The sequence below is a fragment of the Bradyrhizobium quebecense genome, from assembly GCF_013373795.3.
GTDB lineage: Bacteria > Pseudomonadota > Alphaproteobacteria > Rhizobiales > Xanthobacteraceae > Bradyrhizobium > Bradyrhizobium quebecense.
Window position 1 is genome coordinate 93,666 of record NZ_CP088022.1, and the last position, 21,209, is coordinate 114,874.

At 64.5% G+C, this 21,209-nt stretch carries 20 protein-coding genes; 11 read left to right on the top strand and 9 right to left on the bottom strand.

The genetic code is table 11. The features are described from left to right. Positions 1-24: 24 nt before the first annotated feature. Complete coding sequence (locus HU230_RS00505) at positions 25-966, bottom strand: DMT family transporter (protein WP_176533445.1); 942 nt, start codon at positions 964-966, stop codon at positions 25-27. A gap of 414 nt (positions 967-1,380) precedes the next feature. Beyond that, positions 1,381-2,226 carry an HD domain-containing protein gene (locus HU230_RS00510; RefSeq protein WP_176533444.1) on the bottom strand — a complete coding sequence of 282 codons (846 nt, stop codon included), beginning with the start codon at positions 2,224-2,226 and terminating at the stop codon, positions 1,381-1,383. A gap of 133 nt (positions 2,227-2,359) precedes the next feature. Here HU230_RS00510 and HU230_RS00515 point away from each other — a divergent pair, with 133 nt between their 5' ends. Then, on the top strand, positions 2,360-2,764 hold the full coding sequence (locus tag HU230_RS00515) for a DUF1330 domain-containing protein (protein WP_176533443.1): 405 nt from the start codon (positions 2,360-2,362) through the stop codon (positions 2,762-2,764). Positions 2,765-2,906: 142 nt separating this feature from the next. Here HU230_RS00515 and HU230_RS00520 read toward each other — a convergent pair whose 3' ends face one another. Continuing rightward, positions 2,907-3,524 (bottom strand): TetR/AcrR family transcriptional regulator, encoded by a 618-nt coding sequence (locus tag HU230_RS00520; RefSeq protein WP_176533442.1) that lies wholly within the window; start codon positions 3,522-3,524, stop codon positions 2,907-2,909. A 74-nt stretch (positions 3,525-3,598) separates the two neighbouring features. On the opposite strand from HU230_RS00520, the gene HU230_RS00525 reads away from it, so the two are divergent. Beyond that, complete coding sequence (locus HU230_RS00525) at positions 3,599-4,003, top strand: hypothetical protein (RefSeq protein WP_176533441.1); 405 nt, start codon at positions 3,599-3,601, stop codon at positions 4,001-4,003. A 2-nt stretch (positions 4,004-4,005) separates the two neighbouring features. Here HU230_RS00525 and HU230_RS00530 read toward each other — a convergent pair whose 3' ends face one another. From HU230_RS00530 to HU230_RS00550, 5 genes are all read right to left on the bottom strand, one after another. After that, entirely contained in the window at positions 4,006-5,160 is a 1,155-nt protein-coding gene (locus tag HU230_RS00530; protein WP_176533440.1) for an alpha-hydroxy acid oxidase, read from the bottom strand. A gap of 128 nt (positions 5,161-5,288) precedes the next feature. Further along, complete coding sequence (locus tag HU230_RS00535; protein WP_176533439.1) at positions 5,289-6,098, bottom strand: MlaD family protein; 810 nt, start codon at positions 6,096-6,098, stop codon at positions 5,289-5,291. Between the two features lie 112 nt (positions 6,099-6,210). Next, positions 6,211-7,137 carry a DMT family transporter gene (locus HU230_RS00540; RefSeq protein ID WP_176533438.1) on the bottom strand — a complete coding sequence of 309 codons (927 nt, stop codon included), beginning with the start codon at positions 7,135-7,137 and terminating at the stop codon, positions 6,211-6,213. A 290-nt stretch (positions 7,138-7,427) separates the two neighbouring features. Beyond that, positions 7,428-7,814 (bottom strand): hypothetical protein, encoded by a 387-nt coding sequence (locus HU230_RS00545; protein WP_176533437.1) that lies wholly within the window; start codon positions 7,812-7,814, stop codon positions 7,428-7,430. Between the two features lie 420 nt (positions 7,815-8,234). Beyond that, positions 8,235-9,008: a LuxR family transcriptional regulator gene (locus HU230_RS00550; RefSeq protein ID WP_176533436.1), complete on the bottom strand. Its 774-nt coding sequence runs from the start codon at positions 9,006-9,008 to the stop codon at positions 8,235-8,237. 78 nt (positions 9,009-9,086) lie between these two features. Here HU230_RS00550 and HU230_RS00555 point away from each other — a divergent pair, with 78 nt between their 5' ends. The 3 genes from HU230_RS00555 to HU230_RS00565 are packed head-to-tail and all read left to right on the top strand — an operon-like array spanning position 9,087 to position 11,324. Next, positions 9,087-9,743, top strand: a complete 657-nt coding sequence (locus tag HU230_RS00555) for an acyl-homoserine-lactone synthase (RefSeq protein WP_176533435.1) — start codon at positions 9,087-9,089, stop codon at positions 9,741-9,743. Next, positions 9,703-11,067 (top strand): cytochrome P450, encoded by a 1,365-nt coding sequence (locus tag HU230_RS00560; RefSeq protein WP_224942785.1) that lies wholly within the window; start codon positions 9,703-9,705, stop codon positions 11,065-11,067. Before HU230_RS00555 ends, HU230_RS00560 begins: the two co-directional genes overlap by 41 nt. A 38-nt stretch (positions 11,068-11,105) precedes the next feature. Then, the gene (locus tag HU230_RS00565) at positions 11,106-11,324 is read left to right on the top strand and encodes a hypothetical protein (RefSeq protein ID WP_092117320.1); all 219 of its coding nucleotides are present in this window, start codon (positions 11,106-11,108) and stop codon (positions 11,322-11,324) included. Between the two features lie 104 nt (positions 11,325-11,428). Here the strand turns inward: HU230_RS00565 and ybaK are convergent, their stop codons facing one another. After that, positions 11,429-11,911: a Cys-tRNA(Pro) deacylase gene (ybaK, locus tag HU230_RS00570; protein ID WP_176533434.1), complete on the bottom strand. Its 483-nt coding sequence runs from the start codon at positions 11,909-11,911 to the stop codon at positions 11,429-11,431. A gap of 350 nt (positions 11,912-12,261) precedes the next feature. Here ybaK and HU230_RS00575 point away from each other — a divergent pair, with 350 nt between their 5' ends. The 6 genes from HU230_RS00575 (at position 12,262) to HU230_RS00600 (ending at position 21,038) form a co-directional block, all read left to right on the top strand. After that, entirely contained in the window at positions 12,262-13,554 is a 1,293-nt protein-coding gene (locus tag HU230_RS00575) for an adenylosuccinate synthase (RefSeq protein ID WP_176533433.1), read from the top strand. A 35-nt stretch (positions 13,555-13,589) separates the two neighbouring features. After that, complete coding sequence (locus tag HU230_RS00580; RefSeq protein WP_176533432.1) at positions 13,590-15,158, top strand: hypothetical protein; 1,569 nt, start codon at positions 13,590-13,592, stop codon at positions 15,156-15,158. Positions 15,159-15,351: 193 nt separating this feature from the next. Continuing rightward, positions 15,352-15,786: a DUF5413 family protein gene (locus tag HU230_RS00585; RefSeq protein ID WP_176533431.1), complete on the top strand. Its 435-nt coding sequence runs from the start codon at positions 15,352-15,354 to the stop codon at positions 15,784-15,786. 272 nt (positions 15,787-16,058) lie between these two features. Continuing rightward, complete coding sequence (locus HU230_RS00590; RefSeq protein ID WP_176533430.1) at positions 16,059-18,755, top strand: autotransporter outer membrane beta-barrel domain-containing protein; 2,697 nt, start codon at positions 16,059-16,061, stop codon at positions 18,753-18,755. 228 nt (positions 18,756-18,983) lie between these two features. After that, positions 18,984-20,606 (top strand): inorganic phosphate transporter, encoded by a 1,623-nt coding sequence (locus tag HU230_RS00595; RefSeq protein WP_176533429.1) that lies wholly within the window; start codon positions 18,984-18,986, stop codon positions 20,604-20,606. Positions 20,607-20,669: 63 nt separating this feature from the next. Beyond that, a complete protein-coding gene (locus HU230_RS00600) occupies positions 20,670-21,038 on the top strand; it encodes a Crp/Fnr family transcriptional regulator (RefSeq protein WP_176533428.1) in 369 nt (122 codons plus the stop codon). Positions 21,039-21,209: the final 171 nt, after the last annotated feature.

Below are 21,209 nucleotides of genomic sequence, written 5' to 3' on the forward strand. Positions count from 1 at the left end.
CTTTAGCCATATCCCCGGCGTCAGCTAGCCCTTCGCCGATCCTTGCCGTGAGGCGATGATGACGCCGGCGAGCACCAGCGCGTAGCCGATCAGATGGAACGGCGCGAGCGTCTCGCCGAGCAGCAGGATCGCCATCGCCGAGCCGAACACCGGCACCAGATGAAAGAACGGCGCCGCGCGGTTCGGGCCGATCAATGCGACGCCGCGGTTGAAGAACAGATAGGCGAGCGTGGACGGGAAGATCAGCGTGTAGCCCAGCGTGGCAAAGGTCAGAACGTCGAGCTTCAGCGTCACGCCGTTGGCGAATTCCCACGCCGCCACCGGCAACAGCATCAGCGCACCGCAGCAGGTGGTGAACGAGATCAGCGAGAGCTGATGGATTTTCGGCCGCCGCGGGATCAGCGCCGAATACAGCCCGAACGACACCAGCGAGGCGCCGAACATGATGTCACCGCGGTTGAAGCTGATGCTGGCGAGCGCCGAGAAATCGCCGCGCAGGATGATGGTCAGCACCCCGGCCAGCGAGATCGCAATGCCGGCAAGCTGCGCCGGCGTCAGCCGGACGCCGAACAGGATCAGCGACCACAGCGCCACGAACAGCGGCCCCGCCGACTGGATCAGCAGCGCGTTCAACGCCTCGGTATATTGCATCGCCCAGTAGGAGATCGCGTTGTTGAACGCGAAACCGACCGCGGACAACAGCAGCATCAGCGGCAGCGCCCTGCGCAGCTTCGGCCAGTCCTCCTTCAGATGCGGCCAGGCGAACGGCAGCAGGATCAGGAATACGCCGAACCAGCGGATCGTGGTCAGCGTGACCGGCGGCACATGGCTGCCGACATGCCGCGCCAGCACGATATTGGCGGCCCAGAACAGCGACGTCAGGCTGAGCAGCAGATAGGGCTGGTTGTTGAGCCAGTGCAGCGGCTGATAGCGCGGGGTTGTGGCAGGTGCGGGCAAGGCGGTCATTATCTGGCGGATGTTGTGCCCGATTCCGCCGCCGCCACAAGACGAAAGAGCGGATTGGAGCCATGCGTGGCCGAGCTTGTCGTCACTCGTTTCACCGCGCGATTCCGTCATCCTGAGGAGCGCGCAGCGCGTCTCGAAGGATGCACGGCCACAGTTGGGCCGTCGACCCTTCGAGACGGCCGCGATGCGGCCTCCTCAGGGTGACGGGGTGATTGCTGAGCTTGCTCCGTGTCATCACCCGCGCATGCGGGTGATCCAGTATTCCAGAGACCGCGGTGCTTGAGCCGAGAGGTCGCGGCGTACTGGATCGCCCGGTCAAGCCGGGCGATGACAGCGGTGGACGAGGATATAGCCTCACATCCTCTCAGGGTGACGGGGATAGTGTCTTGCTTGCGGCCCTGCGCGGCCTTCAACCTACTTCTGCGGCCCGGATAGCGAGATGTCGCGCTCGGCGCGAAACACGTTGCTGTAGAGGTTGGCGATCCATTGCCGTCCGCTGGAGGTGATGTTGAGGTGGCGGATCGCCTTCTGCACATGCGGCGCGACGCTGTCCCAGTAGAAGCGCGGATAGAGGTCGACGAGATCGGCCGGCGAATCGTAGCCGAGCTGGCGGTTCAGCCCGGCCTCCTCGAATTCGAGGTACAGCGCGTTGGCCTTGCGGATGTAATGGGGATCGCCGAGCTGGCCGATCAGGTCGGCCGCCCGCAGCAGGCTGGCCTCCTCGCCGAACTCCTCATTCCCGTCCGGCGCGCTCTGCGGAAACCGTGTGCCCTCGATGGCGCGCGCGATGCGCTCCTTGTCGAGGAGGTCGACGCCCTTGAGCCGCTCCATCACGAAGATCTTCGAACGGTCGACGTGATAGGACATCAGCGCCGCATCCGACGAGCCGCGCGGCAGGATCACCTTGCGGCCGTCGGCGGCGACCAGATAGCCGTTGCGGTCGTCGGCGTCGAACAGCCCGCGCACATAGCCGATGTCATGGGTGAGGCAGGCGACGATGACATGCGCATAATCCTCGGCGCTCATGTGCGAGTGCAGCGCGCGGCCGCGCAGGATGGCGTGGCCGGCCAGGGTCACCAGCATGGTGTGCTCGACATTGTGATAGAGCGCGTCGCTGTTGCCGATGCATTCGATCGCGATCCGCGCGATCGAGGGCACCATCTCGACCAGCTGGGTCTGTGAAGAGCCGAACCGGCGCTGCATGTATTCGCCGAGGAATTTGCCGAGCGCGTCGGCCGCAAGTTCGGGAAGGGTCATCACGGCATTGACCTCCGAGATCGGGTGACGAGCTTACGGCCTGCCGGCATTTCAGGGTAGTCCCGCGATGTGACATAATCGTTGCGGCCGGACCGACCCGGCCCGAACTGATGCGACTTTGGGCGGGAGCTGGTGGATGGGTGTCGATCTCCTGAATGTCAAAGGCTTGGGCGAACTGGATCAAGAGGCTCCGGTCGTCATGGTCAACCTGATGCGATTTCGCCAGCGGTCGCTCGACGGCGACGGCTCGGGCTGGGATGCATATCTGCGCTACAGCGCGCTCACCGTCCCCATGATCAAGGCACGCGGCGGCACGCTGCTCTGGACCGGCAGCGCCGAGACGGTCGCACTGGGCGAACCGGCCGGCCAGCGCTGGGATTACCTCGCGCTGGTCACCTACCCGAGCGTCGCGGCCTTCCTCGACATGATGACCTCGGCCGACTACGAGACCCGCTGCGACCCGCATCGCCGCAACGGCTGCGAGGAGCACGTCATCATCGCGACGCGCGAGGCCTACAGCAAGTTCAAGGTGGGCGAGTAGCAAGACGCACGTCTCTTGACTGAACCCGTGTACGCCAATCCATCTCCGTCACCCTGAGGTGGCCGCTTCTTCAGCGGCCCTCGAAGGGTCGACGGCCCGACTGTGGCCGATTCATCCTTCGAGGCTCGCAAGCGCTCGCACCTCAGGATGACGGGTCTGACAGATTAGCAAGCGCTGCGCGGCAGGCCGTCTGAACCACCCGGCAGACCTCATCCCTTGATCGTCCCGCGCTGAGCGACGCGAAGGTCGGATAGCTCGTCAGTGCGAAGATCAGGTCGACGGCATCGTTGCGGGCCTGCGGCGATGCGCCCTTGCCCGCGATGCGGTCGACCAATGCGGTGACGCCGCGGCGGCGACGCTCGTTGCGCTCGCGCACGGCTTCGGTGAATTCGGGATCGGTCGCCATCGCGTCGTGCAGGCGGGCGACCGCGGAATCGCGGCTCCAGAATGCGCAGAAGATCTCGACCATGCGGTCGAGCGCGGCGCGCGGATCGGCCATCGCCATGGCGTCGGCGAGCTGATGCAGCCCGCCATGGCGCGCGATCTCGTCGAACACGGCTTCGAGCAGCCCGCGCCGGGAGCCGAACTGGTTATAGACCGTCAGCCGCGTCACGCCGGCGGCCTTCGCCACCGTATCCAGCGAGAAGCGCGCCATGCTCTCGCCTTCGCGCAGCGCGCGCGCGGCCGCCTCGATCACGCGCTCGCGGGTCTCGGCGGCGGCGGCGCTGCGCGCCGGGCTCACATAGCTGCGCGGCGGCATCGGCTGGCCTTGCTTTCGTCTAATTGATTATACATTGTGTATATCTAATTTCCAATGCCCATTGGAGCGAGATCATGCAGATCATCCTCATCATAGCCCTGTCCCTTCACGTCCTGTCATCGGTGTTTTGGGCCGGCTCCAGCTTCACTTTGGCGCGCACCGGCGGCCTCGGTGGCGAAAAGCTGCTGGTTCCGCAAATCGGCGCGGCGACGGTTGCGATCGTGACCGGTGCCACGCTGTGGCGCCTGGTCCATGAAGGTTCGTTCGCGTTGTCGGAGCAGATCCTGGCGGGCGGCGCGCTCGCCGCGCTGGCCGCGATCACCGTGCAGATCATCGTCGGCGGCGGCGCCATCAGGCAGCTGCGCAATGGCGCGGCCGACGCATCAGCCGCACGTTCGCGGCTCGCGGTCGCCCAGCGCATCGCGGCCGGGCTGCTCGCGATCACCGCGCTCTGCATGGGCGCGGCGCGTTATGCGTGAGCTCAAAACTTCCGCACCAGGTCCGGGGTGATCTCTTTTAGGCTGCGGATGCCGAGCAGCGCGAGGTCGCGGTCGATCTCGGCGTGCAGCAGCGAGATCGCGCGCGAGACGCCGGCTTCGCCCGCGACCACCGCGCCGTAGAGGAACGGGCGGCCGATCCAGACGAAGTCCGCACCGAGCGCGAGCGCCTTGATTACGTCGGTGCCGCGGCGGATGCCGCCGTCCATCATCACGGTCATGCTGCCCTTCTGCGCCGCGATCTCCGGCAGCGTGCGCAGCGCGGAGACGGTGTAGTCGAGCTGGCGGCCGCCGTGGTTGGAAACCATCACGCCGTCGCAGCCATGCTCGCGCGCCAGCCGCGCGTCCTCCGGCGAGATCAGCCCCTTGACCACGAGCTTGCCGCGCCAGCGCTTGCGGATCAGCTCGACGTGTTTCCAGGCGAGCTGGTCGCGGCTGCCGATGTTGCGCATCAAATTCTTGGACAGCACCGGCGGGCCCTGCTTGGCGTCCATGTTCTCGAAATGCGGCATGCCGTGATTGAACACGGTGCGGGCCCAGGTGTTCAGCAGCCAGTCCGGATGGGTGATGGTGTCCCAGAACACCCGCGGCGTGATCTCGAGCGGCACCTGGAAGCCGTTGCGGATGTTGTTCTCGCGGTTGGGCGGCACCGGCACGTCGGCGGTGACGACGAAGGTGTCGTAGCCGGCCGCCGCGACGCGATCGACCAGCGGTTCGATCCGCTCGTCGAGCCCGGCGAGATAGGCCTGGTACCAGGCCTGCTGATTGGCGGCGCGGACGTCCTCCAGCGTGATCAGCGAGGAAGCCGAGAGGATCATCGGGACATTGGCCGCGGCCGCCGCGCGCGCCAGCACGATATCGCCGCGATAGGCGCACAGCGCTGACGAGCCCATCGGCGGGATCCCGAACGGCGAGGCGTAGGTCTTGCCGAACAGCGTCGTGGTCTGGTCGCGGCCGGAGACGTCCTTCAGTACCCGCGGCACGAAGCCGTATTCGTCGAACGCCCGGCGATTGTCTGACCGTGCCGCGTCGGTCTCGGCGCCGCCGGAGATGTAGCCGTAGAGGAATTTCGGCAACAGCCGCCGCGCCTGCGGCTCGAAATCGTCGAGCGTGAGATAGCGTCGCAAATGCCGGGGCACGGCACTCGCCGCGCGGTTGACGCTTGCGGGAGGCGGGGAAGGGGCTGCGGTCCGGTCGTGCACGTCGAGTGTTTCCGTTGTTCTTGGTTCTTGGTTCTTGGTTCTTGGTTCTTGGTTGGAGTTTCGGGTTAGCGCCTGCCGCCGCGCCCGACAATTTTCTCGTTGAACGTGTTGACGGACTGGCTGACGTCGCTGAGCGTCCTGCGGGTTTCGGCGATCATGGCGCCGGATTTCTTGTCAAAACTCTGGATCAGCTCGCGCAGCGAGATCACGGTCGGTAGCAACTCGCCGCCATATTTGTCGCTACCGAAGCTCTTCAGGAACTTGTCGGCGGACGTCAACTTGCCGTCGACCGCGTCGACGCCGTCCTCGGCGGCATCGATGAAGCCCGCGATCAGCTCGCCACTGCCGGACAGCGAGTTGGTGAAGTTCTCGAGCCCGAGCAGCGAGTCCTTGATGTCGGCCTCGTTCTCGGTGATGACGCGATCGACATTGCGCAGCGCGACGCGCAGCTTCTCCTGGATGCCCATCGTGCCTTCGGCGTCGGCGGTCAGCTCGGGAATGCCGTCGGCGCCGAGCGCAGGCGGCGGAGCATCGTCGGTGCCGCCGGTGAAGGAGATCGAGGCGATCCCGGTGAGGCCCTGGAATTCGAGGCCGACCTGGGTGTCCTTCTTGATCGGGGCGTTGCCCTCGATCCGCGTCATCGCCACCACGCGGTGACGGTCGAGCCTGATCGAGACCACCTCGCCGATCCGCACGCCGGCGAAGTTGACGCTGCCGCCGCGGCGCAGGCCGGAGGCCGAGCCCTCGAACACGACGCGGAACGGCACCATCCGTTTGATGCCGGCATAGCGCTGATAGCCCAGCCAGCCGCCGAGCGAGCCGGCGATCAGGGCCAGCGTCAGGGTGCCGATCACGAGATTGCTGGCGCGCGCCATGCGTTGGGGACCTGTCCGCGAAGCAGACCTCAAGAGATAGCGGATTTGCGGCGGATAGTCACCGCGCTTGTCCTCTTACCTCGCCCCGCTTGCGGGGAGAGGTAGTGGAGAGTCATGCGCTCTGCCTCCGCGACGCCGCGAAGACGCCGGCCAGCACCAGCGCGAAGCCGATGAAATGGAAGGCCTGCGGATGCTCGCCGATGAACACGATCGACATGATGGTGCCGAACACCGGAACCATGTGGAAGAACGGCGCGGCGCGGTTGGCGCCAATCAGCTGCACACCGCGGTTGAAGCACAGATAGGCCACCGTCGAGGGGAATACCGCGACATAGAACAGCGACAGCAGATTGCTGGTGGTGAGCTGCATCACCGGACGCGTGCCGAGTTCCCAGATCAGGAACGGGATCAGCAACAGCGCGCCGCAGCCGAAGGTGAAGGCCGCGACCGACAGGCCATGGATCTTGGGCCGCTTCAGGGTCAGCACCGAGTACAGCGCGAAGATCACCAGCGCGGCGATGAAGATCAGGTCGCCCTTGTTGAACTCGATCTTCGACAGCGTCGTGAGATCGCCGTGCAGCAGGATCACCAGCACGCCGGCGAGCGATAGCAACACGCCGCAGAGCTGCGCCAGCGTCAGCCGCGCGCCGAGCAGGATCAGCGACCACAGCGCGACCATCAGCGGCACGGAGGATTGCAGCAACAGCGTGTTGAGCGCCTGGGTGTGCTCGAGCGCCCAGTATTGCAGCGTGTTGAAGGCGCTGATGCCGGTCATCGACAGCAGCATCATGATGCCGAGATTCTTGCGGATCGCAGGCCAGTCGCTGGCGAGGTGCTTCCAGGCAAACGGCAGGATGATCAGGAACGCCACGAACCAGCGCAGGAACGACAGCGTCACCGGCGGAATATGGCCGGCCGCGAGCCGGCCGACGATGGCATTGCCGGCCCAGCACATCGCGGTGATGCAGAGCAGCAGATATGGCTGGTTGGCGATCCAGGAGCCGGACGCAGGCGTTGTGGTGGAATCGGTGGCAGACATGCGAAAGGCCCGGGTTCACGGCGCCGCGGCCCGCCCGCCCGGCCGTCGCCGGGCCGGTATGGATCGTCCCGGCGCCCCGTCACAGACACGGATTCCGCCGTTCTATCAATGGGGATCGACGCATCGCGACCATGCGCGAAGGCCTCTTACGGAAGGCGCGATGGCGCTTTGCCAGGCCGGTCGGCACACGCCGATCCGCCACAAGCCTCTTGTATGAGCATGATCTCCGCGCAAACGCGTTCCGCGTTTGTCGCGAGGGAAAACCGCGTCGCACTTTTCCGGATCATGCTCTAGCCGGTCTCCGGCGGCGTGGTCTGGCGCTTGACGATCTGCTCGGCGAGCTCGATCAGGATCCGCTTGGTGTCAGGGTCCTTGACGTCGCGGAACACCCGCAGCATGCGCAGCTCGAGCAGGGATTGCAGCGATTCCGACGCCTGGCCGCCTTGTGTCTGCGCTGTGGCGGCGGGCCGGTGATTGAGGATGTCGGCGGCGATCCCGAGCATCTCGGCGACGGTCGCCAGGCGGCCGGTATCGATTTTGACGGTGCCGTCCACGCCGTTCTTTTGCAGGGAGGCCCCCGCGCACAGGATCTCGGCGAGATCTGCCTGCGACAGCCCGATTGCGCGCCAGCGCGCCTGCACCAGTTGATCGATCTGGTCGTCCTGCGATGTGCTCATGGTGCGCTTGGGCGATCTCCAGCTACGTCCGTCGACAGCATGTCCGCGACGATGATTGGTAGCAAATGGAACAGCGGTTCGTCGCGACGGGACTTCTACGGATCACCCGGATCGACAATCGGTCCCGGCGCACCGGGCGAGGTGCAGGACGAACCGTGCTTTCACGACAGCTCGGCAGTCGCGCCGGGCGGGCACTGCAATATGCACCCATGGTCTGAAATCCCTGTCATCGGGCCGCAGCCTTATTATCTAGATCGTACGCGAATGCAATCTGTGGGTGATCGTGGAGGCAAATCCAACCCGGATGTGTGACCTTGCCACAGTTCGCGGCGTTGCCGCCGAGCGCGGCGATATGGGGCGCACGGAAGCAGCGCGCACCGAAGCAGCCCTCAGAGCGCCGCGACGGCCGCGCGGCCCCGCTCACAGGTCGATGATCCCGAGCGCGATGCTCTTCGCCACCCCGTGCGTCTTGTTGGAGGCCTCGAGCTTGCGCAGCGCCTGCTTGATGAAGCCTTCCACCGTCTCCGGCGAAATGCCGAGGATCTGCGCGGTGTCGACCACGGTCTTGCCGCGCGCCGCCCAGGCGATCACTTCCTTCTCCCGTGCCGTCAGCTTGATGGTCTCGGCGGCGTCGGCGGGTTTCAGGATGGTCGGCGCGTTGCGCTGGTCGCGGTTGACGATGTCCATCGCGCGCTGCACCCAGTAGATCATTAACAGATGCAGTTCATGGCGATGGCAGACGAACAGCTTGTCGAAGTCGCGCCGCTCGTCTTCCCAGAAGAACACCGTCGAGCTCGAATGCACGGCGCCGAGCCGGTCGCGGTAATGGAAAGGCACCACGAAGCCGTCCTTGAAGCCGAACTCGCGGGCGGCATCCATCGTCTTGGCTTCGGGCGCCCGCTTGTGTCCGCTTCGTTCCGGCAGCTTCAGGCTGCTCCAGCTGAACGGCGTGTTGGTGCGTCGCGACCGCGCCAGCGCCGGATCGGCATGGACGAACTCGTTCTGCACATACGCCCGCTTCCAGGCGTCGGGAAAGGTGCCGACATGATAGGGCAGATCAAGGTCGGGCCGGCCGGCATCGACAAAGGCGAAGCCCGAAAAGCCGTAGTTCTGGACGACACGATGCAATGACGAGCTGAGCTCGTCGATGGTATGCGACGCCTCGATGGTTGCAATCGCGTCTACCAGGCCCATTGACTAAAACCCCCGGTTTTCGGGGTACCACAGTTAACCCCTTTCGTTCCAGATGTTCCGCATTTGGAGGAAGGGATAATGCCGCATTCATTGGACGGATATCATGCACTCATCACCAGGGAAGAGCTTGATGCGGCGCATGTCGGGGCGATGTTGCGGCTGCGCAAGCAACTGTTCGTCGACCATTGCGGCTGGCTTCTGAGCACGACCGGCGACGTCGAACGCGATCAGTTCGACAGTTGGTATACCGAGCACTGCCTGTTGTTCTCAGGCGTCGAGCTGGTCGGCGGCTTCCGGGCGATCCGCACCGATTATCCCTATCTGACCAAGTCGGTGTTCCCGCAGCTTGCGATGCGTCGCTTTCCGAGCCGTCGCGATGCCTGGGAAATCAGCCGGTTCGGCGTGCTGCCTGGTGTCGCGAGGTCGCGGACGGCACGCGTGAACTACGCGCTGATGTTCCGCTTCGCCGAGCTGCGCGGGGCGGCGGCGCTCGTGGCGCTCGCCGACCTTTCCTACGAGCGCTTTCTCACCCGCATGGACATCCGCACCCGCCGCTACGGCCCGCCGCAGGTGATCGGCAATGATCGCATGGGCCGCCCGCTGACGGCGCTCGCCGGAGAAATCCCGCTTGGTCTCGCCGACAATCCCGGCCTGACCAAATTCCTCGACCTTGGACGGCAATTGGAGATTCACGATGCCTCACATGTTCTCGGACGTTCGAGCATTCCAGCGTGACCCGCTGCGTCTGTTGCTGACGCGCGGCAACGAGGCCGAGCTGGGTCTCGTGCCCCTGCGGCTCGGTCCTGCGCCCGTCTTTCTGGTGAACGATCCCGATCTGCTGCGCCCGATCCTCAAGGCGCCGGAGACCGACATCGGAAAGGGGAAGCTGATCAAGAAGCTGACGCCGGTGCTCGGCCGCAGCTCGCTGATGCTGAGCGGCGAGGAGCACAAGCGGCGGCGGACGGTGCTGCAGAAGCACATGGCCAAGGGCAGCGTCGAGAAATTCCTGCCGCATATGTGCGCCGAGATCCGCGCGGTCGGCGCCAGCCTGGCCCGGCTCGGATCGTTCGATCCGCATCATGTCACGGCGATGCTGGCGTTGCGGACTATCTGCGTCGCGATCTTCGGCTCCCAGTTGATGTCGTCCGGCGACGAGGAAGCGCTGGTTCAGGCCGTCGGCGTGATCGAGGACGATCTGGCCGAGGAGATGTTCCGCGCGTTGCCGTTCGGTCCGGTGGCTTGGTACCGGCGCCGGCAGAACCGGGTCTGCGCCAAGCTCGCGATGTCGACGGTGGTGCAGCGCCTGCGCCGCAAGGCGGGCTCAAGCAGCGCGCTGCGGGATCTCGAGGCGCTCGGCCTGAGCGATCGCGATCTCGAGGACGAGATCCTGACACTGCTGCTGGCCGGCCATCACACCACCGGTTCGACTGCGGCGTGGATGTTCTACCAGATGGCGTCCGATCCCGCCCTGATGGACGACATTGCCGACGAGGCGGCGGAGTGCCTTGGCGACGACGGCGAGCTGCGGCTTGACGCGGTGAAGCGCGCCAATCTGAGCGCGACGCTTGTCAAGGAGGTCTGCCGGCTGTATCCCAGCGCCTGGTGGTTCTCGCGCGAGGTGATGCAGCCGGTGACGATCGGCGGGCGCGACCTCAAGGTCGGCACCTCGCTGCTGATCTGTCCCTGGCAATTGCAGCGCGATCCCAGGCATTTCGAGGATCCCGACCGCTTCCTGATGACGCGGCGCTACAACACCGACGCCTACATCCCGTTCGGCGCCGGCCCGCGCGCCTGCGCCGGGATGGGGGTTGCGATGCTCGAGTTGCAATTGCTCGCGCTCGAGATCGCAGCCGCCTATCGCTTCACCGCCGTCAGCCCGAATCCGGCGCCCTGGCCGAAAGCTTCGGTGACGCTGATTCCGCCGCCGATGACGATCGACATCGAAGTCCGCGAGCTGCCATCGCGCATCCTGCATCTCGGCGAGGAAGCCGAGCGGCTGCCATACATTTCATCCGCCAGCGCGGCGTCCATCAGCACATTACAATCGGTATCCCAATGACAACACACATCACGACTGCCAGCATCGGGCAGAGGGCCATGGATCAAGTGCAAATGCGCAGCTTGCGCGACGTCATCGCGGTGTTGATCGAGCAGCGCAGCATCGTGACGGCGGCCGGCGCGACCTTCGCCGCACATCTGCTCGACCTCGCGATCATGCAGCTCAGGCTCAACGTCAACGATATTTCGGCGGAGGAATTGTCCGGCCTGTCCGACTATGTCGGCGCGGAGTTCAACAGGGACAAGCCCTCGCATTGATCGCGCGAAGCGTTTTCGAGCGAAGTGGGCACCGGTTCGCGTGAAGAACGCGCGCTAGAGCAAGAAGCCGGAGCTTCGATTCTGATTCAATCGTAACCGAAGCTCTAATCCTGCGTCGCCACCAGCGCCTTCATCGTGGCGCCGGCGGCAAGCGCGGCGTCGTTCGGATCGATCTCGATCTGCAGGCCGCGCTGGCCGCCATTGACGAACACGCTGACATGCGTGAGCGCGGTCTCGTCGATCGCGGTCGGCACTTTCTTTTTCTGGCCGAACGGGCTGATACCGCCGACATGATAGCCGGTCAGCCGCTCGGCATCGGCCGGGCGCATCATCCTGGCCGACTTGCCGCCGAGGGCTGCGGCAAGCTTCTTCATGCTGACCTCGCAGTCGGACGGCACCACGGCGCAGACCGGCTTGCCGTCGACCTCCGCCATCAGCGTCTTGAGCATGCGGTTCGGGTCGACCCCGAGCGCCTCCGCCGCCTGCAGCCCGATGCTCTCGGCGCTGGAATCGTAGACATAGGTGTGGAGCTTGAAGGCAATGCCTAGCTTGCGCAGCGCAATCGTCGCTTGTGTCGAATTGGGCATGGTCCGGGCCGGTTGATACGGGCGAATGATCGCCGCAATGGGCCCGGCGATCAATCGGCCGTACGGTTAGCCCAAGGCCGCCCCAACATTAAATTCCCGCCAGTCCGGCGCAGCCGGGCACGGCATGGAATTTTCAGGGGATATCAAAGGGTTGTAGCTCGTCTAAAAGGCGCAAACGACCCCCTTCTTGCTTGCGCAGCCGACCCGCTTCCTTTATCCGGTAGGCGCCTTGCGTGCGCCGCGGCCGGCCGCCGCGGTTTGGGCTGGGCATATCATGCATGGTCGCTGTGGGCGGACGCGTTTTCGCCGCGATCATGGTCTCTGAAACACCTGAAGGGAACATCTTCGCAATGGCCAATGTTGTCGTCGTCGGCGCCCAATGGGGTGACGAGGGGAAGGGCAAGATCGTCGACTGGCTGTCGGAACAGGCCGACATCGTCGTGCGCTTCCAGGGCGGCCACAATGCCGGCCATACGCTCGTGATCAATGGCGAGACCTACAAGCTGGCGCTGCTGCCCTCCGGCGTGCTGCGCCCGAACAAGCTCGCGGTGATCGGCAACGGCGTGGTGTTCGACCCGCAGGCCTTCCTCGACGAGGTCGCCAAGCTGAAGGGCCAGGGCGTTGCGGTCGGACCGGACAATCTGCGGATCGCCGAGAACGTCACCCTGATCCTGCCGCTGCATCGCGAGCTCGACTCGCTGCGCGAATCCTCCAACGCCGTCACCTCGATCGGCACCACCCGCCGCGGCATCGGCCCGGCCTATGAGGACAAGGTCGGCCGCCGCGCCATCCGCCTGATGGATCTCGCCGATCTCGATACCCTACCGCACAAGATCGAACGCCTGCTGGCGCACCACAATGCGCTGCGCCGCGGCAACAATCTGGAGGAGATCGACGGCAAGGGGATTCTCGCCGAACTGACGGCGTTCGCGCCGAAGCTGCTGCCCTATGCCGAGACGGTGTGGCGGCTGCTGGATATCAAGCGCCGCGAGGGCAAGCGCATCCTGTTCGAGGGCGCGCAGGGCGCGCTGCTCGACGTCGACCACGGTACCTATCCCTATGTGACGTCGTCCAACACGGTGGCGGCGCAGGCCGCGACCGGCACCGGCATGGGTCCGGGCGCGGTCGGCTATGTGCTCGGCATCTGCAAGGCCTACACCACCCGGGTCGGCCAGGGTCCGTTCCCGACCGAGCTGAACGACGAGATCGGCGAGGAAATCGGCCGCCGCGGCAAGGAATTTGGCGTCAACACCGGGCGCAAGCGCCGGGTCGGCTGGTTCGATGCGATGCTGGTGCGGCAGACCGTCCGCACCTGCGGAATTGCCGGGCTGGCGCTGACCAAGCTCGATATTCTCGACGGGTTCGACAGCATCAAGGTCTGCATCGGCTACAAGCTCGACGGCAAGGAAATCGACCATCTGCCGGCGGGCGAGGGCGCGCAGGCCCGCATCGAGCCGATCTATGAGATCATCGAGGGCTGGAAGCAGCCGACCGCCAATGCGCGGTCCTGGGCGGACCTGCCGGCCCAGGCCATCAAGTATGTCCGCCGGGTCGAGGAACTGGTGGGGTGCCCGGTCACCCTGCTTTCCACCAGCCCGGAACGTGAAGATACTATTCTGGTACAGAATCCGTTCGAGGCTTAACGGGATATTACCTATATCCCACCAATTGTGTGGAAATGGCTGACTACTACCCGCTGATCGCCCGTGCCATCGCCGGACTGGACCCCAACGCCCCCGGCGAAGCCCGCCGTGCGCTGTATGCGCGGGCGCGGACGGCGTTGATCCAGCAACTCCGCGGCGTGCAGCCGCCGCTCTCCGAATCCGAGATCACCCGCGAACGGCTGTCGCTGGAAGAGGCGGTGCGCAAGGTCGAGTCCGAGGCCGCGCAGCGCGCCCGCGAGGCCTCGCGCCCCGGCGGCGGGGCGGCCCGCAGCAGCGACCCGCTGCGCCGTGCCAATCCAAGACCGCCGGAGGCAAATACAAGGCCGCCCGAGGCCAATTCCGCCGACAATGCCGCGCGCCCGCGGCCGCCGGTCGAACCCCGCCCGCGCAATTTGCGCCCCGACGCGCCGCCGCCGGCCCCACCACGGCCGCAGAACCCGCAGGTTGCTGCCGGCACCGATACCCAGGCGCCGCCCGCCCGGCCGGCTGCGCCGCGCCGTGGCCCCGAAGGCGCGCCGCCCCCGGCCGCCCCGGGTGTGCGCGGCTTCCGCGACATCACCGCCGACGCCGACGATCTCGGCCGGGCCGCCGCGCAAGCCAGCCGCAACGCGCGCAAGACCTACGCCAACGTGCCGTCGCCCTCGCCGGAATTCGACCGGCTCGAGCCGAGCCTCGAAAACCGCGGCGGCGATCCCGAGGCGCCGTATTCCTACGAGGAGTCGATCGAGGAGGCGGAGCGCTACGCCCCGCAGCCGCCCCAGGCGCCGCCGCCGCGCGCGCGGGTCAGCAATGCCGAGCGCGAGCCGAAGCGGCCGCGTGTCGGTTCGATGTTCCCGTTCAAGACCGCGATCGTGATCGGCATCCTGCTGATCCTGGCCGGCACCGGCATCCTGCTGCGGCAGCAGGCGACCGCCTTCGTCAGCAGCCTGTTCAAATCCTCCGCCCCCGTCGAGGCGCCGAAGGATGCCGCGGCGACGCCTTCGAGCAAGAAGATCACCGACCGCGTCGGCCAGCCGTCGTCGTCGGGCGAGCCGGTCGCTCCGGTGGCGCAGCGCGTGGTGCTCTATGACGAGGACCCGTCGGATCCGAAGGGCAAGCAATATGTCGGTTCGGTGGTCTGGCGCACCGAGCAGGTCAAGGGCTCGGGCAACCAGAAGCCCGACATCGCGGTGCGCGCCGACATCGACATCCCCGATCGCAAGTTCAAGATGACGATGTCGTTCCGCCGCAACACCGATTCATCGCTGCCGGCGAGCCACACCGCGGAATTGACCTTCATCCTGCCGCAGGACTTCGCCAATGGCGGCGTCGGCAACGTGCCGGGCATCCTGATGAAGTCCAACGAGCAGGCGCGCGGCACGCCGCTGGCCGGGCTCGCGGTCAAGGTCACCGACGGCTTCTTCCTGGTCGGCCTCTCCAACGTCGACGCCGACCGCTCGCGCAATCTGCAGCTGTTGAAGGAGCGCTCCTGGTTCGACGTGCCGCTGGTCTATACCAACCAGCGCCGCGCCATCATCGCGATCGAAAAGGGCGCCCCCGGCGAGCGCGCCTTCAACGACGCGTTCGCCGCGTGGGGTGAGTAACAGCTTCAGCGCTCACCTCGGTACTCACGATCTCATCGCCCGGCTGTGTCCGGGCGATTCCGTATCGCAGCGAAGTCCGGCTGTTGCAGCGCATCGACGCGATGATCCCGGAACATTACCGGGCGCTTTCGATTTTCCCTAGAACCGTTGCGTGACTGCGTTACACTCGCCTGATGTCGGGCAGGGGCACGCTATGAAACGCTATCTGATCTTCGCAGCCATCGGGCCGTTCATCGGCGGCTTCCTGCTGCTGCTCATGACCACCTATCAGTCCGGCTACTGGACCGAGACCAATGGCGGCGAGGTGGCGAAGCTGCTCGTCGTGTTCGTGAAGTCGCTGCAATACAATTATCTGTTCGGCATCGTGCCGTCGCTGATGTTCGGCGCGGTCGACGACATCCTGATGCATATGCGGCGGATCACGCCGACGGTGCGGATGCTGATCGTCGGCGCGGTGGCGTTCGTCGGCGCAGCGCTGACCTACGCCTCGCACGGCTCCGAAAGCGGCGCCGTGCAGTTCATCCTCTACGGGCTGGTCGGCTTCATCCCAGGCGTGATCACGTCCTGGCTGGCGCACAAATATGCCGAAGAGCAGCACGTGCCGGCGACGCCGGCATCCCAGCATTAGGACGTTCACGGAGCATCTCGATCCTTCGAGATCACGAACCCCAGATGACTCCAGTCCGCGCGCGCCGCGATCCGGATATCCATACCGCTTATACCGTTAGCGCCAAGACCAAGCCAAGCAGATTGTTGCCGTGTAGCAACAAGAGGCGACGATCCGCAATTTCGGTAGTTGAGTCGGTTCAGTCCACATTGCGTCTGTTACGATAATCGCCTCAGAGTTGTGCCCGAGCGTTGGCGCTTTCTAATCTGGATTGCCCGACGGGAAGGCTGGGAATGCGCAAGTTGGGAATTCACTATCGCGGCGTCGCTTTGCGTCGCTTGACGCTGGCTACGGGACTACTGACAGCACTTCCGTTGTGGATGAACCGGCCGGCCTATGCCGACTGCACGCCCGCAGCCGCTGACGGAGTGACGGCGTTCTGCACGGGCACGACCACCAATCAGGGCGGCGGCGCACCTGGCACCAGTGCTAGTGTTCAAGGCTTTGGCTACGGAACCGGCAGCGAGGCTGGCGTCACCATCAACGTCGGCACCGGGAGTACGCTCACAGGCAATTCTGCCGGCATCTCCATTCACGACGGAACGGTAACTAATGAATCCCGTGGCATCATTTGGGGACCAATCAAAGGCGTAGTGGCTAGCGGCAATTTAACGCTAACCAACAAGGCGGATGGTTCCATCTTCACTACTGGACCGACGGCGATCACCGTCGGCGGCACCGCCAACATCAACAATTCTGGGGGGATTATCGGACTCTTTATAGTGGCCGTTGCTGTTGCGAATGGCTCTGTGGTGAACAACGCTGGCGGACGCATCACTGGTGACATCGTCGGAGTTTCCGGCGGATCTGGTGTCGTCGTTTCCAATTATGGCATCATCAGTAGCAACAACTATGCGGCTTTGGAGATATTTGGAGGCTCGGTTGTAACCAACGCTGCGAGCGGCAGCATCTTCGGTTTGGCTTACGGAATTTTGGCTAGCGGCGACGGACTGTCCGTCTTTAACGTCGGCTCCATTGCGGGGACCTTTGCAATCTCGACGACGGGCAGTGGAACATCAATCTTTAATGCTGGCTCCATCTTTGGGGGCTCTACCGCGATTCAATTCGGCGGTGGAAATAACACGCTGACGCTTGCACCGGGCTCATCTATCCAAGGTCTGGTGTCCGCGTCCGGCAGCGACACTTTCCAGCTCGGGGGCCACGGCACTGCGGTTTTCGACCTGAGCTCGATCGGCGCGGCCCAGCAATACCGGGGCTTTTCGACCTTCAACGTGGTCGACAATGCGACCTGGACGGTCACCGGGACATACGGACAAACCAATCCGTGGACGGTGAAGGGAGGTACGCTCAACGTCAGCGGCGACCTGTCGGCGGCTACCAATCTCACCGTGGCGGGTGGCACGCTCGTGGGCGTGGGCACGGTCGGAGCGACACAAGTCAATTCCGGCGCCATATTCGCGCCGGGCAACGGCTCGCCAGGCACGTCGATGACGGTGTCGGGCAATCTCGCCTTCCAGCAGGGTGCGATCTATCAGGTGCGGGTCAATCCATCGATTGCATCCTTCGCCACCGTCAGCGGCACGGCCACGCTCGACGGCGCTACCGTGAACGCGTTCTATGCCCTAGGCAGCTATGTTAACAAGCAATACACCATCCTGACCGCAACAGGCGGTGTGTCCGGGACGTTCGGTTCGCTCGTCAACACCAACCTGCCGGCGAATTTTCAAACCGCACTGAGCTATGACGCCAACGACGCCTATCTCAACTTGTTCCTGAACTATGCGCTTCCAAGTGGCAACCAGCAGGCGGTTGGCAACGCACTGACTGGTTTCTTCAATAGCAACGGCAGCATTCCGCTGCTCTACGGCTCACTCTCCGCCGGCGGCCTGACGCAGGCTTCCGGCGAGAGCGCTACGGGCTCGCAGCAGGCCACATTCAATGCGATGCACCAGTTCATGGGCCTGCTTGCCGATCCGTTCATGGGTAGGGGTAATGGCTTTGGCGGAGCATCGGCGGCGACCGGTTACGCGGAGGAGGGCGACCAGACGAGCGCTTATGCGGCACGCCATCGCGATGACGCGTTTGCGATGTTCACCAAAGCGCCGCCGGCGGCGCTTGTGCCGCGCTGGAACGTGTGGGTGGCGGGATATGGTGGCTCGCAATCGACAAGCGGCAATGCGGCCATTGGTTCAAATGACACCACGAGCCGCATTGCTGGCACGGCAGTCGGAGCAGACTATCTGTTCTCGCCGAACACACTTGCGGGCTTCGCGCTCGCTGGCGGCGGCACCAGCTTCAGCGTCAACACACTCGGCGGTGGCCGCTCCGATCTATTCCAGGCCGGTGCTTACATCCGCCATACCGATGGCCCGGCCTACGTGACCGCCGCGCTCGCCTATGGCTGGCAAGACATCACCACCAACCGCACGGTCACGGCCGCCGGCATCGACCAGCTTCGCGCTGAGTTCAATGCCAATGCCTATTCCGGCAGGCTTGAGGGCGGCTATCGTTTCGTCGCGCCGTGGACCGGCGGCGTGGGGATCACCCCTTACGCCGCAGGCGAATTCACGAGCTTCGAACTGCCTGCCTACGCTGAGCAGGCGACCTCGGGCTTGCCGAGCTTTGCACTTCGGTATGCCGGCCGGAGCGTGACGGATCCGCGCAGTGAGCTCGGCGTCCGCACCGACAAGTCCTTCCTGATGCAGGACGGCATCCTGACGCTGCGCACGCGCTTCGCCTGGGCGCACGACTGCAATCCGAACCGCCTGGCTGCGGCCACCTTCCAGGCGCTGCCGGGCGCCAGTTTTGTCGTCAACGGCGCGGCGCAGGCAAGCGACTCCGCCTTGACGACGGCATCGGTCGACATGAAGTGGCGAAATGGCTGGTCGGCGGCCGCGACGTTCGAAGGCGAATTCTCCAACGTTACCTCGAGCTATGCCGGCAAGGGCGTGGTGCGCTACGCTTGGTGAAGTGGCGTTTGCGACGAAATGAGCGTCTTGCAATCTGACAGGAAGCCAAGCTTAACGCACCGCGAGCGACAGATGGCGCCGTTACGCTAAATTTATCAATAGATTAGACGCCGGCCGCAGGCCGGGCACATCGTCTTTCATGGAACTGTCATATGGACGTCATGTCAACGTAGTCCAAATGTCACATGGCCGCTTTTGTCCTCCCGCGGCCGTGAGGGAGGGCGATCCATGAGCGATGCAGCGTTACCTGGTTCGATCGAGCCTGCGCGTAGCGGCGGGCCCGATCTCGAGAAAGGCTTTCATCCCCTCACCGGCATCATCTATCTCGGCGTGGTCGGCGCCGCGCTGCTGTTCGTGGCCTACAGCATCTACGCGGATGTTGGCGCGACGGGCCCCGGCAAGACATCCTATCTCGCGTTCCTGCTGCTGTTCGTGGCGCTGTTGATCTCGCTCGGCTTCGAATTCGTCAACGGCTTTCACGACACGGCGAACGCCGTCGCCACCGTGATCTACACCCGTTCGATGCCGGCCCACATTGCCGTTGTCTGGTCGGGCCTCTTCAATCTGATCGGTGTGCTGCTCTCCAGTGGCGCCGTTGCTTTCGGCATCGTCTCGCTGTTGCCGGTCGAGTTGATCCTTCAGGTTGGCAGCAGCGCCGGGTTCGCCATGGTGTTTGCGCTCCTGATCGCCGCCATCATCTGGAACGTGGGTACCTGGTATTTTGGTTTGCCTGCCTCGAGCTCGCACACCCTGATCGGATCGATCATGGGCGTCGGCATCGCGAATGCCCTGATGCACGGACGGGAGGGGACCTCCGGCGTGGATTGGTCGCAGGCCGTCAACACCGGCAAGGCGCTGCTGTTGTCGCCGCTGTTCGGATTTGCGCTCGCTGCCATCCTGCTCTACGGGCTGAAAACCGCGCTGTTGCGCGCAACGCCGGCGCTGTTCGGCGAGCCGAAAGGCGATCAGCCGCCGCCATGGTGGATCCGCGGCATCCTGATCCTGACCTGCACCCTGGTCAGCTTTTTCCACGGATCGAACGACGGTCAAAAGGGCATGGGTCTCATCATGCTCATCCTGATCGGCGTGGTCCCAACCGCTTACGCACTCAACCGCGCGATGCCTGCGAGCCAGATCGCGGCATTCACCGCGAATTCGGCGGCGGCGAGCAAGGTGATCGAGGATAGGGGAGCCGATCGCAAGGTGACGGGCAATCCGCGTCCGGCGGTGACGAACTACATCGCCCTTCGGCAACTCACCGACGATACCTATCCGTCACTCGTCGTTCTCGTCGGCGAAATCCGCGATCAGGTCGTTCAGTACGGTTCGCTGGCAAAATTCCCGGCCGAGACCGTCGGCAACACGCGCAACGACATGTATCTGGTGTCGGAGGCGTTGCGCTCGCTCATGAAGAGCAGCGACAGCGGGCTGAACGATGCCGATGTCGCGACGCTCAATCGCTACAAGGGCTCGCTGGATGCCGCGACCAAATTCATCCCGTCCTGGGTCAAGATTGCGGTCGCCATCGCGCTCGGTCTCGGCACGATGGTCGGCTGGAAGCGGATTGTCGTGACGGTGGGTGAAAAGATCGGCAAGACCCATCTGACCTATGCGCAGGGTGCCTGCGCCGAGATCACGGCAGCGGCGACCATCGCCGCGGCAGACGGGTACGGCTTGCCGGTGTCGACAACGCATGTGTTGTCGTCCGGCATCGCCGGCACCATGACCGCAAACGGATCCGGCCTGCAATGGTCGACAATCCGCAACATCGCCATGGCCTGGGTTCTGACCTTGCCGGTGGCGATGCTGATCTCGGGCCTGCTCTACTTTGTTTTCGCGCATTTGTTTTAGCCGGAGCAGCAAGACAACCGGATGTAGGAGATCTGCATCCGGATTCGGGGAAAGGAATTTCGAGTGGCAGATGCAAGCTTCAGCCTTCTGACGGGCAACGATATCGAAACGCGCCTGGTCCGGGCCGGCGGCCTCATCTTTCGCGAAGGTGAGCAGGCCAACGAGCTGTTCGTGATCAAGAGCGGCTATGTGCGCATTCAGGTCGGTAACAAGACCATGGCGGACCTGGCGCCTGACACGATCTTTGGCGAAATGGCATTGATCGACAACGAGCCAAGAAGCGCGACCGCCACGGCGCTCACGGATGTCGAGCTCGTCCCGGTCTCGGAAAAGCAGTTTCTCTTCCTCGTCAGCCAGACGCCGCATTTTGCCCTGAAGGTGATGAGGACGCTGGCCCAGCGGCTCAGAACGATGAACAAGGGCGTCTATTAGGCGAGGCGAACAGAGCATCTCGCCAATTCACGCTTCGCGCGAAAACCTCTCGCTGAGCGTTGCAGCCAAAACGGCGGACATTCCCGTCTGCCGTCGCTTCGGCTTGACGCCGTCGGCGGCGCGCGGCACGTGACGACGCTTGAACGGCCTTGAACGTGACACAGTGGTAAT

What these genes read in the sequence shown, in the direction of transcription:
- HU230_RS00565 (WP_092117320.1), top strand. Translation starts at nt 11,106, where the DNA reads ATGGATCAAGTGCAAATGCGCAGCTTGCGCGACGTCATCGCGGTGTTG.
- HU230_RS00515 (WP_176533443.1), top strand. Translation starts at nt 2,360, where the DNA reads ATGGGTGTCGATCTCCTGAATGTCAAAGGCTTGGGCGAACTGGATCAA.
- HU230_RS00505 (WP_176533445.1), bottom strand. Translation starts at nt 966, where the DNA reads ATGACCGCCTTGCCCGCACCTGCCACAACCCCGCGCTATCAGCCGCTG.
- HU230_RS00540 (WP_176533438.1), bottom strand. Translation starts at nt 7,137, where the DNA reads ATGTCTGCCACCGATTCCACCACAACGCCTGCGTCCGGCTCCTGGATC.
- HU230_RS00595 (WP_176533429.1), top strand. Translation starts at nt 18,984, where the DNA reads ATGAGCGATGCAGCGTTACCTGGTTCGATCGAGCCTGCGCGTAGCGGC.
- HU230_RS00525 (WP_176533441.1), top strand. Translation starts at nt 3,599, where the DNA reads ATGCAGATCATCCTCATCATAGCCCTGTCCCTTCACGTCCTGTCATCG.
- HU230_RS00545 (WP_176533437.1), bottom strand. Translation starts at nt 7,814, where the DNA reads ATGAGCACATCGCAGGACGACCAGATCGATCAACTGGTGCAGGCGCGC.
- ybaK (WP_176533434.1), bottom strand. Translation starts at nt 11,911, where the DNA reads ATGCCCAATTCGACACAAGCGACGATTGCGCTGCGCAAGCTAGGCATT.
- HU230_RS00575 (WP_176533433.1), top strand. Translation starts at nt 12,262, where the DNA reads ATGGCCAATGTTGTCGTCGTCGGCGCCCAATGGGGTGACGAGGGGAAG.
- HU230_RS00585 (WP_176533431.1), top strand. Translation starts at nt 15,352, where the DNA reads ATGAAACGCTATCTGATCTTCGCAGCCATCGGGCCGTTCATCGGCGGC.
- HU230_RS00555 (WP_176533435.1), top strand. Translation starts at nt 9,087, where the DNA reads ATGCCGCATTCATTGGACGGATATCATGCACTCATCACCAGGGAAGAG.
- HU230_RS00580 (WP_176533432.1), top strand. Translation starts at nt 13,590, where the DNA reads ATGGCTGACTACTACCCGCTGATCGCCCGTGCCATCGCCGGACTGGAC.
- HU230_RS00590 (WP_176533430.1), top strand. Translation starts at nt 16,059, where the DNA reads ATGCGCAAGTTGGGAATTCACTATCGCGGCGTCGCTTTGCGTCGCTTG.
- HU230_RS00550 (WP_176533436.1), bottom strand. Translation starts at nt 9,008, where the DNA reads ATGGGCCTGGTAGACGCGATTGCAACCATCGAGGCGTCGCATACCATC.
- HU230_RS00535 (WP_176533439.1), bottom strand. Translation starts at nt 6,098, where the DNA reads ATGGCGCGCGCCAGCAATCTCGTGATCGGCACCCTGACGCTGGCCCTG.
- HU230_RS00520 (WP_176533442.1), bottom strand. Translation starts at nt 3,524, where the DNA reads ATGCCGCCGCGCAGCTATGTGAGCCCGGCGCGCAGCGCCGCCGCCGCC.
- HU230_RS00560 (WP_224942785.1), top strand. Translation starts at nt 9,703, where the DNA reads ATGCCTCACATGTTCTCGGACGTTCGAGCATTCCAGCGTGACCCGCTG.